The following is a 15,314-nucleotide window of genomic DNA, read 5'->3' on the forward strand; positions in this document are numbered from 1 at the left end:
ATTATATTGAAATACAATAAATTGATACATCGTATTCGAAATATATATTAAATCTTAAATGACAAAAAAGACATTCATTAGTATTTGTAAGATATATTTTCAGAAAAATATTGAGAAAATATATACTTGAGTTTTTCATAAAGCATTGTAAATGAACGTATCTCTAGTTTAGTTTCTTCAATTTTAAAAAGAGGACTTTGAATTTTATTTATAATATAAGTACTTTTAATGCGTTTACATATGATTTTATTAAGAAGCATTAAAATGGTTTATCTGAAAAATAAAAAAAGATTGACAAGTTTATTGAGAAACATTATCATTTCGGTGTAAGATGGTAAATGAAAAACATTATCAATAAAATGGATTTTAAAGTAATGCGCACTTGACCAATTAGTTTAGTAAGTGTATTATTTTTTACAACACAACTGATAATGAAAATCAATATCATCGGTGTTACTTAATGAAATTAATGTTTATGTGAAAGGATAGAGAAAATGAACTTAGGGGAATTTGATGGGAAAACAGTTTTAGTAACAGGTGCAGCACAAGGCATAGGCAGTGTCGTTGCCAAAATGTTTTTAGAAAGAGGAGCCACAGTTATTGCGGTTGATCAAAATGAAGAGGGGTTAAATGTACTCTTAAATCAAAATGAATTAAACAATACACGTATGAAAACGTTTCGTTTAGATGTGAGTGATAGCGCCGCTGTTGAAGACATGGTAAATCATATTGCAAATGAAATAGCGCCAATAGATATTTTAATAAATGTTGCAGGGGTTTTACGTATGGGACCAATTCATTCGTTAAGTGATGAAGATTGGAATAAAACATTCTCTGTAAATACTACAGGGGTTTTCAATATGTCCCGAGCGGTAAGTAAAAATATGATGTTAAGAAAATCGGGGGCAATTGTTACAGTCGGTTCAAATGCGGCAAATACGCCAAGAATGGAGATGGCTGCGTATGCTGCGTCAAAGGCCGCAACGACGATGTTTATGAAATGTTTAGGACTAGAGCTTGCGGCATACAATATACGCTGCAACTTAGTTTCTCCAGGTTCTACTGAAACTGAGATGCAAAGATTACTATGGGCTGATGAGAATGGAGCTAAAAATATAATTGCTGGTTCTCAAAATACATATAGACTCGGAATTCCATTACAAAAAATTGCACAACCTTCAGAAGTTGCTGAAGCAGTGTTATTTTTAGCCTCAGATAGAGCAAGTCATATTACAATGCACAATTTATGTGTTGATGGCGGTGCTACGTTAGGAGTTTAATAAAAATTCAGGAGGTTATTATATTATGAATGAACATATAGCTGTAAAGGAATTGTCAGAAAAACTTTTAGAAGATTATAAGACTGAATCTTCATTCTTTTTTGCTTCACCAACTCGAACGATATTAGCAGAAGGAGAGTTTACTACAGTAAAGCATCGTGAAATTGAAAGTTTCCCAGAGCTTGTGCAAGCGACATTAAGTAATGCGAAACAAGCTGGAAATCCAAATCCTATCGTTGTGGGTGCTTTGCCATTTGATCGTAGAAAAGAAGTCCAACTCATCGTACCAGAATATAGCAGAATTTCTGAGCGTTTACAATTGGATACAACAAATCAGCTTGAAACAAATGAGAATGTAACATTTGAAATGACACCAGTGCCAGACCCTGAAGTTTATATGAATGGTGTGAAGCAAGGAATTGAAAAAATACAGGACGGTGATTTAAAGAAAATCGTTCTATCCAGATCGTTAGATGTTAAATCTTCCGAAAAGATTGATAAGCAAAAACTTCTGCGAGAATTAGCAGAGCATAATAAGCATGGTTATACATTTGCTGTAAATTTACCGAAAGATGAAAAAGAGAACAGTAAGACGCTAATTGGAGCAAGCCCTGAATTACTTGTTTCACGTAATGGTATGCAAGTTATTTCTAACCCGTTAGCTGGTTCAAGGCCACGTAGTGAGGACCCAGTAGAAGATAAAAGAAGAGCAGAGGAATTACTTTCTTCGCCAAAAGATTTACATGAACATGCGGTAGTAGTTGAAGCGGTTGTCGCTGCACTTCGTCCGTATTGTCATACATTACATGTTCCAGAAAAGCCATCAGTTATTCATAGTGAAGCGATGTGGCATTTGTCTACAGAAGTGAAAGGTGAACTTAAGGATCCAAATACTTCTTCTTTACAATTAGCAATTGCCCTTCATCCTACGCCAGCAGTTTGCGGAACTCCGATGGAAAAAGCAAGAGAAGCTATACAGCATATTGAGCCATTTGACCGCGAGTTCTTTACAGGAATGCTAGGATGGAGCGATTTAAATGGAGATGGAGAATGGATTGTTACAATTCGTTGTGCTGAAGTACAAGAAAATACACTTCGTTTATATGCAGGAGCTGGAGTTGTTGCTGAGTCAAAACCAGAAGATGAGTTAGCAGAAACATCAGCTAAGTTCCAAACAATGCTAAAAGCTTTAGGGTTAAGAGATAGTTCACTTAATGAAAAATAGGGGGAAGAAAGAATGCTAGTAGGTTATACAGAATGGCCAAAAGAATTTGCCGATCGTTACCGAGAAGCAGGATGTTGGCTTGGTGAAACATTTGGAGGAGTGTTAAGAGAGCGGGCTGAGAAATATGGAGATCGAATCGCGGTTGTAAGTGGTAAGAAGCATATAACATATAGTGAACTTAATAAAAAGGTAGATCGTTTAGCAGCAGGTTTACTGAATTTAGGAATAAAGAAAGAGGACAGAGTTGTAATCCAGTTACCTAACATTATCGAGTTTTTCGAAATATGTTTTGCACTATTTCGAATTGGAGCGCTTCCTGTCTTTGCACTACCTTCACATCGAAGCAGTGAAATTAGTTATTTTTGTGAGTTTGGCGAGGCGAGCGCTTACGTTATTTCAGATAAGGCTCTCGGTTTTGATTATCGAAAATTAGCAAGAGAAGTGAAAGAGAAAGTGCCAACGTTACAACATGTAATTGTAGTGGGAGAAGAAGAAGAGTTTGTGAACATAAATGATCTGTATATGGATCCCGTCTCATTACCAGAAGTTCAGCCAAGTGATGTTGCATTTCTCCAATTATCAGGAGGCACAACAGGTCTTTCTAAATTAATTCCTAGAACACATGATGACTATATTTATAGTTTACGTGTTAGCGCTGAAATTTGTAATTTGAATGCAGAAAGCGTCTATATGGCAGTTCTTCCAGTAGCACACAATTACCCAATGAGTTCTCCAGGGACATTTGGAACTTTCTATGCGGGTGGAAAAGTGGTATTGGCAACTGGTGGTAGTCCAGATGAGGCCTTTGCTCTTATCGAAAAAGAAAAAGTTACAATTACAGCGCTCGTTCCGCCATTAGCAATGATTTGGCTTGATGCTGCATCTTCTCGTAATGCCGATTTATCAAGCCTAGAGATTATTCAAGTAGGTGGTGCTAAGTTTAGCGCTGAGGTTGCAAAACGTATACGTCCTACATTTGGATGTACGTTACAGCAAGTGTTCGGTATGGCGGAAGGATTAGTGAACTATACAAGATTAGATGATCCGGAAGAATTTATTATTTATACACAAGGTAGACCAATGTCTGCACTCGATGAAGTACGAGTTGTTGATGAAAATGACAACGATGTACAACCTGGCGAAGTAGGTAGTTTATTAACAAGAGGTCCATATACAATTCGTGGTTACTATAAAGCCGAAGAGCATAATGCACGATCATTTACAAAGGATGGATTTTATCGCACAGGTGATCTTGTAAAAGTAAATGAACAAGGATACATCATTGTAGAAGGAAGAGATAAAGATCAAATTAACCGCGGTGGTGAGAAAGTTGCTGCGGAAGAAGTTGAAAATCATCTATTAGCACACGATGCGGTCCATGACGTAGCAATTGTATCTATGCCTGACGATTATTTAGGTGAACGCACCTGTGCTTTTGTTATAGCTCGCGGACAAGTTCCAGCAGTAAGTGAATTAAAAATGTTTTTAAGAGAACGTGGTATAGCGGCTTATAAAATTCCAGATCGAATTGAATTTATTGAAGCATTCCCGCAAACAGGAGTCGGAAAAGTCAGCAAAAAAGAACTACGTAAAGTCATTGCTGAAAAGCTTATTACAGTAAAACAATAATAAAAACCGGAAGGAAGTGATTAGATGGCTATCCCATCTATTTCAGTATATAAAATGCCAATTGAATCAGAACTACCAAAAAATAAAGTGAATTGGACACCAGATCCGAAACGTGCAGTACTTTTAATTCATGACATGCAAGAATATTTTCTTGATGCATATAGCGATAAAGAATCACCAAAAGTAGAACTTATTTCAAATATAAAAATGATAAGAGAAAAATGTAAGGAACTTGGTATACCAGTTGTTTATACAGCACAACCTGGTGGGCAAACGTTAGAACAACGAGGTTTATTACAAGACTTTTGGGGTGACGGTATACCTGCTGGACCAGATAAAAAGAAAATTGTTGATGAACTTACTCCTGATGAGGATGATATATTCCTCACAAAATGGAGATATAGTGCATTTAAAAAGACAAATCTATTAGAAATTTTAAATGAACAAGGAAAAGATCAACTCATTATTTGCGGTATTTATGCGCATATTGGCTGTCTTTTAACAGCTTGTGAAGCATTTATGGATGGTATAGAGCCGTTCTTTGTAGCAGATGCAGTTGCTGATTTTTCACTAGAGCATCATAAACAAGCATTGGAGTATGCATCTAATAGATGTGCAGTAACGACATCAACAAACCTACTGTTAAACGATTTACAAAGTGTAAAAGATGATGAGAGTGAAGGAATCACTATACAGGAAGTGCATGAACTAGTTGCACAACTACTTCGTGAGCCAGTAGAGAGTATTGATATTGATGAGGACTTATTAAATAGAGGGCTTGATTCGGTCAGAATTATGAGTTTAGTAGAGAAGTGGCGTCGTGAAGGGAAAGAAATCACGTTTGCACATTTAGCAGAACGTCCAACTGTTGCAGGTTGGTACAGTTTACTATCTTCACAAACAGCACAGGTGCTGTAACAAATAGACTACATAATAAAGGGGTAGTAAAGAATGCCTAACAGTCAAAAGATTCGTCATTCGTTATCATCTGCGCAGTCTGGTATGTGGTTTGCGCAACAATTAGATCCGCTTAATCCAATTTACAATACTGGGGAATATGTAGAAATAAACGGAAATATTCATCAAGAAATTTTCGAATTAGCTGTACGTAAAGTTGTAATGGAAGCAGAAGCACTTCATGTTCGCTTCGAGGAGGATGAAATTGGCCCATGGCAAGTTATTGAAGAATCACAGTTTCATATGCATTTTATTGACGTTCGGAAAGAAGAAAACCCTGAAGAAGCTGCTAAAGTATGGATGAAAAATGATTTATCTATGCCAGTCGATTTGAAAAAAGATACATTATTTACTGAAGCACTTATTCAAGTTGAAAATAATCGTTTCTTTTGGTATCAGCGCATCCATCACATTGTGATGGATGGCTATGGATTTTCACTTCTTAGCCAAAAAGTGGCGAATGAGTATACATCACTTATAGAAGAAACAAACAAGAATGAAAAGCCGTTTGGTTCTCTTACAAAAGTCGTGCAAGAAGATATTGAGTATCGTGAGTCTAAAAAATTTCAGGAAGATCGTACTTTTTGGTTAGAAAAATTTGCGGATGAACCAGAAGTTGTAAGCTTGGCAGAGCGAGCACCGAGAACATCAAATGGATTTTCACGAGAAACAGCTTATTTATCTAGTTCTAGCACGAAAACTTTATTAGAAGATATCAATATTTCGTTAACAAGTTGGCCGGAATTCATTGTCGCTGTAACAAGTATTTATATGCATAAGTTAACAGGTGCAAATGATATTGTTTTAGGTTTACCGATGATGGGACGTCTAGGTTCGGTATCTATTCATACACCAAGTATGGTAATGAATTTAGTGCCACTTCGTATTACAGTAACTCCAAATATAACTCTTGCGGAATTATTGCAGCAAGTTTCTAAAGAAATCCGAGATGTACGTCGCCATTATAAATACCGTCATGAGGAATTAAGAAGAGACTTAAAGTTACTAGGTGAAAATCAAAGGTTGTTTGGACCGTTAGTGAATGTTATGCCTTTTGATTACGGGCTAAATTTTGCTGGAAATCGTGGTATTACGCATAATTTATCAGCAGGACCTGTCGATGATTTATCAATAAATGTATATAAACGTTTTGATCAAAATGAGCTAATGATTCATTTTGATGCAAATCCTGAAGTATATAATGGCGCGGAGCTAGCATTGCATAAAGAAAGATTTATGAGTCTATTTGAATTAGTAGTAAATAATTATGAGAAAAACGAGTCGATTGGAAAAATAAACATTACTCTGCCTGAAGAAAATCATAAAGTTTTATTGGAATGGAATGAAACGAAGGAAAACGATGAGTTAATCAGTCTGCCTATATCATTTGAAAAACAAGTGCAAAAAAATCCCAATAAACTAGCCATTACTTGTGACGGTGTAAACCTTACGTATAAAGAGCTAAATGAACGAGCGAATGAACTAGCACATTATTTAGTAGAAGAAGGAATACGACCAAACCAGTTTGTAGCTTTAGTATTCCCTAGATCAATAGAAATGGTAGTTAGTATGCTAGCAGTCTTAAAGGCTGGTGCAGCGTATTTACCAATAGATCCAGAATACCCAGCAGAAAGAATTAATTATATAGTAAATGATGCAAAACCAGTTTGTATCATAACACATTCATCTGTTTCATCTAAGTTAGTTATAGAAAATGATATGAAAAAAATTGTATTAGATGAAGAAGAAACGAAACTAGCGTTACATACATATTCTCGTATGAATATAGCATGTAAGAATGATGTATCACTTTTAAACCCAGCCTATACAATATATACTTCAGGCTCAACAGGAAACCCAAAAGGTGTAATTGTTCCTATGAGAGGTTTAAGTAACTTTTTAATGGCTATGCAACAAAAGTTTTCATTAAATGAAAATGATCATTTATTAGCAGTTACAACGTTTGCGTTTGATATTTCTGCTCTAGAAATTTATTTACCTCTTATTAGTGGTGCAAGTTTAACAATTGCGCAAAAAGAAGACATACAAGAGCCATCAGCATTAACGACACTTTTACAAGAAGAAAGAGTGACCATTATGCAGGCTACACCGACGCTTTGGCAGGCGTTAGTAACTGATTATCCAGAGAAGCTACAAGGGCTAAATATACTAGTTGGTGGTGAAGCTCTTCCAGCGCATTTAGCAAATAAATTAAAAGAATTAGGTTGCTCAATAACTAATTTATATGGACCAACTGAAACGACGATTTGGTCTACTTTTATGAACATTGATGAAGGTGAAAAGGGTATACCTCCTATTGGAAAGCCAATTTGCAATACAGAAGTGTATGTATTGGATGCAGGGTTACAACCAGTTCCACCTGGAGTTATTGGGGAATTATATATTGCAGGGGAGGGACTTGCAAGCGGATATTTAGGAAAACCTGAGTTAACAGCTGAACGGTTTATTGCAAATCCTTATGGAGAATCAGGGAAGCGCATGTACCGTACAGGAGATCTTGTGAAATGGCGTAGTGATGGTGCGTTAGAGTACATTAGTCGCGCAGATCATCAAATTAAAATTCGTGGATTCCGAATTGAATTAGCTGAAATTGAAACGGTATTACAACGACATGAAAATATTCAACAAGCGGTAGTAATGGTACGAGAAGATCGTCCAAATGATAAACGCATCATTGCGTATATCGTTGCAGAAGAAAAGGAACCGATTAATCTTTCAGAAATTCGTTCTTATGTTTCAGAAAGTTTAGCGAATTATATGATACCATCGGCATTTGTTGTGCTAGAAGAATTACCATTAACGCCAAATGGTAAGGTTGACAGAAAGAAATTACCTGCTCCTGATTTTAATGGAATGCACAATGAGAGAGTTGCTAGAAATCCGAAAGAAGAAATATTATGTGATTTATTTGCAGAAGTACTTGGTGTTTCTCGAATTAGCATTGATGATAATTTCTTTGAAATGGGTGGACATTCACTTCTCGCATCTCGTTTAATGGCAAGAATTCGTGAAACGTTAAGTGTGGAATTAGGAATCGGGAAACTATTTGAATCACCAACTGTTGCCGAACTGGCGAAACAATTAAACGATGCAAAAAGCGCAAGACCAGCTATTCAGAAAGCAAGTAGGCCAAATGAAGTTCCACTTTCATTTGCACAGCGCAGGTTATGGTTCTTAAATTGTTTAGAAGGTCCAAGTCCTACTTATAATATTCCGCTAGTCATTCGTATGAATGGAATATTGAATCGGGAAGCATTACAAGGTGCTTTTTATGATGTAGTTGAGAAACATGAAACACTTAGAACAATTTTCCCTAACGTATTAGGTAGTTCCTATCAGAGAATTTTAGATATGGAAAACTTAAATCTAGAAATGGTTATAACTAATACATGTAAAGATGAATTAGAAAGTGTACTTTCAGAGGCGGTAAGATATAGCTTTAACCTCGATTTTGAGCCGGTAGTTCGTTTACAACTTTTTACAGTGAGTGAAAACGAACATGTATTATTAATTTTATTACATCATATTGTAGGTGATGGCTGGTCATTACAGCCGTTAACGAGAGATTTTACAGTGGCGTATAAAGCACGATGTCAAGGTGACAGAGTTCAGCTGGAGACACTACCAGTTCAATACGCGGATTATGCACTTTGGCAACAGCAATTGCTAGGTGATGAAACGACACCAGAGAGTCTTATTTCAACACAATTAGATTTTTGGAAAGAAGAACTTAAAGGTTTACCAGACCAAATGGAGTTACCTACAGATTTCCAGCGTCCAATTGAGACGAGTTACCGCGGGGAAACAATTCATTTTCATATAGATGAAGGTATGCATAGTAGGTTAGTAGAGCTTGCACGTAAAAATGGAGTTAGTTTGTTTATGGTATTGCAAGCAGGGCTTAGTGCACTATTTACAAGATTAGGTGCAGGCACTGATATACCAATTGGAAGTCCGATTGCTGGAAGAAATGATGATGTACTTTCAGATATTGTTGGTTTATTTGTAAATACATTAGTGTTACGTACAAATACGTCAGGAGATCCAAGTTTTAAAGAATTATTAAATAGAGTGAAGCAGGTAAATCTTGCAGCTTATGAAAATCAAGATGTTCCATTTGAAAGGCTTGTTGAAGTGTTAAATCCAGTACGTACTCGAAACAGCCACCCGTTGTTTCAAGTTATGTTAGCTTTTCAAAATACACCAGAAGCAACGTTTCATGTACCAGGTTTAGAAGCGAGCCTTGAAATTCAAAGCGTCGGTTCTGCAAAATTTGATTTAACATTTGAAATTAGTGAGAGTAACGGGGTTGATGGTACTCCGAACGGTTTACATGGATTACTAGAGTTTAGTACCGATTTATATAAACGTGAAACGGTTCAAAAACTAATAGAACGATTCATTTTGTTATTAGATGATGCAGCTACAAATCCGGATCAATCAATTGGCAGATTAGAAATATTAACTGTAGCAGAGAAAAATACAGTGTTAGAAAAGTGGAATGGTGGTTTTCAAATTGCACCAGAAATGACATTGCCACAATTGTTTGAAAAGCAGGTTCATATAAATCCGAATTCTATTGCTGTTGTCTTTGAAGATAAGAAATTAACTTATGAAGAGTTAAATAGAAAAGCAAATAAAATAGCTCGATTCCTAATAGCAAAAGGGATTGGTCCTGATCAACTCGTTGCTTTAGCGATGCCAAGATCATTAAACATGGTTGTAAGCTTATTAGCTGTTCTTAAAGCTGGTGCTGGATACCTTCCGTTAGATCCAGATTACCCAGCAGACCGCATTTCATTTATGCTACACGATGCGAAACCATCATGTGTTTTAACGAATTCAGAAGTGGAAATTGAATGTGATGAGGCACTAAAAGTTTTAGTTGATGATGTAAAAGTAATAGCAGAAGTTGAGAAATATAGTGAAGAAAATATTGATGAAGTGGAACGCATTAAGCCATTATCTCCATCACATATTGCTTACGTTATTTATACGTCAGGCTCAACGGGTAGACCGAAAGGCGTTATGATACCTCATCAAAATGTAGTAAGACTTTTAGGAGCAACTGATCATTGGTTCCAGTTTGGCGGAAACGATGTTTGGACGATGTTCCATTCATACGCTTTTGATTTCTCTGTTTGGGAAATTTGGGGACCTTTATTATACGGAGGGCGTTTAGTTGTAGTGCCACATACTGTAAGTCGCTCACCGAAAGAATTTTTACAGCTTCTTGTTAAAGAAAAGGTTACGGTTTTAAACCAAACTCCATCAGCGTTCTATCAATTGATGCAAGCAGATCGTGAAAATGAAGAGATTGGCCAAAAATTATCTTTACGATATGTTGTTTTTGGAGGAGAAGCACTTGAGCTAAGTCGCTTAGAAGATTGGTATAGTCGACATCCTCATAACGCACCAAAGCTTATTAATATGTACGGTATTACGGAGACGACAGTACATGTTAGTTATATTGAATTAGATGAAACTATCGTCTCTTTACGAGCAAATAGTTTAATTGGGTGCAGTATACCTGACCTTAAAGTGTATGTGTTAGACAACTATTTACAACCAGTGCCACCTGGAGTAGTTGGAGAAATGTATGTTGCAGGTGCAGGGCTTGCGCGTGGATATTTAGGAAGAGCAGGATTAACGGCTGAACGCTTTATCGCAGATCCATTTGGCAAGCCAGGTACAAGAATGTATCGTACAGGAGACTTAGCTCGCTGGCGTAAAGATGGGACGCTAGATTATATAGGACGTGCAGATCATCAAATCAAAATTCGTGGGTTCCGAATTGAATTAGGAGAAATAGAAGCAGTCATAATGAAGCACCCTAAAGTTGAGCAAGTAGCCGTTATTGTACGGGAAGATCAACCAGGGGATAAACGGTTAGTTTCTTATATCGTTGCATCAAATAATGAAGCGATTGATACGAATGAAATGCGTCAGTTTGCTAGTGGTAGTTTACCAGATTATATGGTTCCATACGCTTTTGTAGTAGTAAATGAGTTACCTTTAACTCCAAACGGTAAATTAGATAGAAAGGCATTGCCAGCTCCAGAATTTATCGCATCATCTTCTAGTCGTGGTCCAAGAACACCGCAAGAAGAAATGTTATGCGACTTGTTTACAGAAGTGCTAAGTGTACCTCAAATTGGAATTGATGACGGATTCTTTGATCTTGGTGGCCATTCACTCCTTGCAGTGCAGCTTATGAGCCGCATGAAAGAGGCGCTTGGAGTGGAACTAAACATTGGCACTTTATTTGCAGCACCGACTGTTGCAGGGTTAGCTGAAAGACTTGAGATGGGGAATGGTCAAAGTGCACTTGATGTGTTGCTTCCATTACGAGCAAGCGGGGATCAATTACCACTATTTTGTGTACATCCAGCAGGTGGATTAAGTTGGTGCTATGCAGGACTTATGAAATCTTTAGGAAAAGATTATCCAATCTATGGTGTACAAGCACGTGGTATTGCTAAAAATGAAGAACTTCCAAAAAGTTTAGAGGAGATGGCGGCGGATTACTTGAAACATGTTCGTGAAGTACAGCCTTATGGACCATATCGTTTATTAGGTTGGTCGCTTGGAGGAAATGTTGTGCATGCAATGGCGGCGCAACTACAAAATGAAGGGGAAGAAGTAGAATTACTCGTTATGCTTGATTCTTATCCTGGACACTTCTTACCAAATACGGAAGCGCCTACTGAAGAGGAAGCGTTAATTGCATTACTTGCTTTAGGCGGATATGACCCAGATAACATGGATGGTAAACCACTTACAATGGAAAGTGCAGTTGAAATCCTTCGTAAAGATGGAAGTGCATTAGCAAGTCTTGAAGAAGAGACTATATTGAACTTGAAAGAAACATATGTAAATTCAGTAGGGTTGTTAGGGAAATATGTACCGAAAGTTTATAACGGAGATATCTTATTCTTTAGATCTACTGTTATACCAGACTGGTTTGATCCTATTTCTCCAAATACGTGGCTAAATTATTTAGACGGGCAAATTGTGCAGCACGATATTGATTGTAGACATAAAGATCTATGTCAGCCAGGTCCACTTACGGAAATTGGGCAAGTATTAGCGAAATATTTGCAGAATAAGAAAGGGGTAAGTAGAGTATGACGAATCCATTTGAAAATGATAATTACACATATAAAGTATTAATAAATGAGGAGGGCCAGTATTCTCTCTGGCCTGCTTTTCTCGATGTACCTATTGGCTGGAATGTCGTATATGAAGAAGCTAGTAGGCAGAGCTGCTTAGAATATGTTGAATATAACTGGAAAGATTTGAATCCACAAGGTAATCAAGTTCGCGAAAAAACATTAGTAGGAAAACGATAATGAAAGAAAAACTAAATCCAAAAGTAGTTGTAAGTATCGTTTATATAACTGCGATGTTTATGGCTGCGATGGACGCAACGATTGTAAATGTAGCACTGCAAACGATAAGTAGAGAACTACAAGTACCTGCATCTGCAATGGGGACGGTGAATGTTGGGTATTTAGTTAGTTTAGCTGTTTTCCTTCCGATTTCTGGTTGGTTAGGAGATCGTTTTGGTACGAAAAGAGTATTTTTAATTGCTCTTTTCGTATTTACAATTGCATCTGCTTTATGCGGAATGGCTAACGATATTACTTCATTGAATATTTTCCGTATTATTCAAGGTGCTGGCGGAGGGCTTTTAACACCGGTTGGAATGGCGATGTTATTTCGAACATTTTCACCCGAGGAAAGACCGAAGATTTCCCGGTTCATTATACTTCCAATTGCTGTAGCACCAGCAATTGGTCCTATCATCGGTGGTTTCTTTGTAGATCAAATGTCTTGGCGTTGGGCATTTTATATTAATCTACCGTTTGGAATCGTTGCATTGCTATTTGGACTTCTATTTTTAGCAGAACATGTTGAAAAATCAGCTGGTCGCTTTGATTCGCTCGGCTTTATTTTATCAGCACCAGGATTTGCGATGCTCATATATGCACTCAGCCAGGGACCATCAAAAGGGTGGATTTCTCCAGAAATTATGAGTACTGGGATAGCTGGGGTTGTATTCATTACATTGTTTATAATTGTAGAACTGAAAGTAAAGCAACCGATGTTAGATTTACGCTTATTAAAAGAACCAGTCTTTAGAAAGATGAGCATTATATCATTATTTTCATCAGCTGGTTTATTAGGAATGTTATTTGTTTTTCCTCTTATGTATCAAAATGTGATAGGAGTTTCCGCACTGGAATCAGGACTTACGACATTTCCAGAGGCGATTGGATTAATGATTTCTTCACAAATTGTGCCATGGTCATATAAGAAATTAGGAGCTCGAAAGGTAATTTCTATTGGATTAATATGTACGGCGGTTATATTTGTTTTATTGAGTTTTGTAAATCACGATACGAATCCGTGGCAAATCCGGGCATTATTGTTTGGTATCGGTATTTTCTTAGGCCAATCTGTCGGTGCGGTTCAATTTTCTGCCTTTAACAATATCACGCCGCCTTCTATGGGGAGAGCGACTACTATATTCAATGTGCAAAATCGACTAGGTTCAGCAATAGGAGTAGCGGTTTTAGCTAGTATACTAGCTGGTTTTGGAGGTAATAACGTTCAATCCGATTTTTTACCATATCAAGCAGCATTAATTGGGTCAGCAATATTTTTGCTCATAGCACTACTATTTTCTTTACGTATTTCCGATAAAGAGGTAATGTCAAAGAAGAAAGAAAAAACATTATCTGTATCAGAAAAAGAGAAAGTACTTGTCAATGAATAACAATATACGCATGCTTTCTTATGAAAATTGATATTCGTTGAATAAAGGAGAGTTTACATGATAGAAAGTAAAGTTGTAGATTCTATTCCAACTTTGAATGAGAATGATTGTCAAATATGGTGGGCAAGAATTTCAGATTTACAATCATGGCATTACAATTTACTAAATGATATAGAGCGAGAGAAAGCAAATTCGTATCACCATTCGGCAGATCGAGCTCGTTTTATAATAGGTTGCGTAATAAGTAGATTAGTTCTCGGTAAGATACTTTCTATGTCACCAGTCCAAGTACCAATTGATCGAATGTGCTCAGTATGTAAATTGCAGCATGGAAGACCACAATTACCAGAAGGTATGCCGCAATTATCCGTTTCACATTCAGGTGAGTGGGTTGTCGTTGCTTTTACAAAATCTGCACCTGTTGGCATAGATGTAGAACAAATGAATCCAAATGTAGATGTTATGAAAATGGCAGAAGGTGTATTAACAGACATTGAAATAGCGCAAGTTATGAAACTGCCAAATAAACAGAAAATAGAAGGTTTTTTAACATATTGGACTCGAAAAGAAGCGGTGCTGAAAGCGACAGGTGAAGGACTAATGATTCCGCCAGTACATATTACAGTATCAGCTCCAAATGATCCTCCAAACTTGTTGGTTTTTAAGGATAGACAAGAGTTAGCAAGTAATACAATGATGGAAGATGTAAGGCCTAGTTTAGATTATAGGGCCTCTGTTGCAATATTCAGTAAGGAAGTGACTGAAATTACGCAATTAGACGCGGCAGCACTTTTAAATCTTAAATAAAAAAATTATAGAAGAGGTGTTCCTCATGTTAGTAGCGGAAAATAGAAAGAATGAATTCACTTATAACGTACAAGCAATTAAAAATATTTTATTTTCTGGAGATACATCATCCATTCATGCTTTAGAAAAGCTTTTAAATGATACAGTTCAGTTTGATGTTCTTGAACAAGAGGCACTTGGTAGACAGTACATTCCGAAAGAAGCAAAGAATTTCTTTGATAAAGATGGAACATTTCTTTACCGTGTATCTAATGTTAGTTATAAAGGAAAGGTGTTATCTGAAAATCTAATTTTTGCAGACACTTCGTTTTTACCGGACGCAATAAAGAGTGAATTAGAGAGTGGAAATATTCCTGTTGAAAAGCTTATAGAAAAGATGGAAGTAAGAAGAAACGTATTATATGAAGGATATCAGCCATCTGGAAATATTATTGAATTGTTTGATGGATGTTCTGTTACAGCGAATGTGTATCCAACTAGAAAGTATCAAATTGTAAGTAACTGCAAATGTGTATTTTATATTTGTGAAGTGTATCATGCAGAGAATATAAAGCAATTGCTTAAATAAAAACAAGAAACCAGCCTATAAAATGGCTGGTTTCTTGTTTTTATT

General features: G+C 36.7%; 9 protein-coding genes. All 9 read left to right on the forward strand.

Going from position 1 to position 15,314, the window contains the following annotated elements; all coding sequences use genetic code 11:
* Positions 1 to 494: 494 nt before the first annotated feature.
* The 9 genes from dhbA to ABWK52_RS10050 are packed head-to-tail and all read left to right on the forward strand — an operon-like array spanning position 495 to position 15,269.
* On the forward strand, positions 495 to 1,280 hold the full coding sequence (gene dhbA, locus ABWK52_RS10010; RefSeq protein WP_001048430.1) for a 2,3-dihydro-2,3-dihydroxybenzoate dehydrogenase: 786 nt from the start codon (positions 495 to 497) through the stop codon (positions 1,278 to 1,280).
* 25 nt (positions 1,281 to 1,305) lie between these two features.
* A complete protein-coding gene (dhbC, locus tag ABWK52_RS10015; RefSeq protein WP_001002076.1) occupies positions 1,306 to 2,505 on the forward strand; it encodes an isochorismate synthase DhbC in 1,200 nt (399 codons plus the stop codon).
* Between the two features lie 12 nt (positions 2,506 to 2,517).
* Positions 2,518 to 4,134, forward strand: coding sequence for a (2,3-dihydroxybenzoyl)adenylate synthase (locus tag ABWK52_RS10020; RefSeq protein WP_000960118.1), 1,617 nt, complete (start codon positions 2,518 to 2,520; stop codon positions 4,132 to 4,134).
* Positions 4,135 to 4,158: 24 nt separating this feature from the next.
* A complete protein-coding gene (locus ABWK52_RS10025; RefSeq protein WP_001007253.1) occupies positions 4,159 to 5,052 on the forward strand; it encodes an isochorismatase family protein in 894 nt (297 codons plus the stop codon).
* Positions 5,053 to 5,085: 33 nt separating this feature from the next.
* Positions 5,086 to 12,243 (forward strand): amino acid adenylation domain-containing protein, encoded by a 7,158-nt coding sequence (locus ABWK52_RS10030; protein WP_098542405.1) that lies wholly within the window; start codon positions 5,086 to 5,088, stop codon positions 12,241 to 12,243.
* Positions 12,240 to 12,464: an MbtH family protein gene (locus ABWK52_RS10035; protein WP_000184059.1), complete on the forward strand. Its 225-nt coding sequence runs from the start codon at positions 12,240 to 12,242 to the stop codon at positions 12,462 to 12,464. The genes ABWK52_RS10030 and ABWK52_RS10035 overlap by 4 nt, the downstream gene beginning before the upstream one ends.
* Positions 12,464 to 13,894 carry an MDR family MFS transporter gene (locus ABWK52_RS10040; protein ID WP_000660192.1) on the forward strand — a complete coding sequence of 477 codons (1,431 nt, stop codon included), beginning with the start codon at positions 12,464 to 12,466 and terminating at the stop codon, positions 13,892 to 13,894. Before ABWK52_RS10035 ends, ABWK52_RS10040 begins: the two co-directional genes overlap by 1 nt.
* A gap of 57 nt (positions 13,895 to 13,951) precedes the next feature.
* Positions 13,952 to 14,701, forward strand: coding sequence for a 4'-phosphopantetheinyl transferase Sfp (gene sfp, locus ABWK52_RS10045; protein WP_000572997.1), 750 nt, complete (start codon positions 13,952 to 13,954; stop codon positions 14,699 to 14,701).
* Positions 14,702 to 14,726: 25 nt separating this feature from the next.
* Positions 14,727 to 15,269, forward strand: coding sequence for a hypothetical protein (locus ABWK52_RS10050; protein ID WP_000959126.1), 543 nt, complete (start codon positions 14,727 to 14,729; stop codon positions 15,267 to 15,269).
* The last annotated feature ends 45 nt before the right edge of the window (positions 15,270 to 15,314 follow it).

Origin of the sequence: Bacillus sp. AP50 (assembly GCF_040492675.1) — a bacterium.
Classification (GTDB): Bacteria; Bacillota; Bacilli; order Bacillales; family Bacillaceae_G; genus Bacillus_A; species Bacillus_A cereus.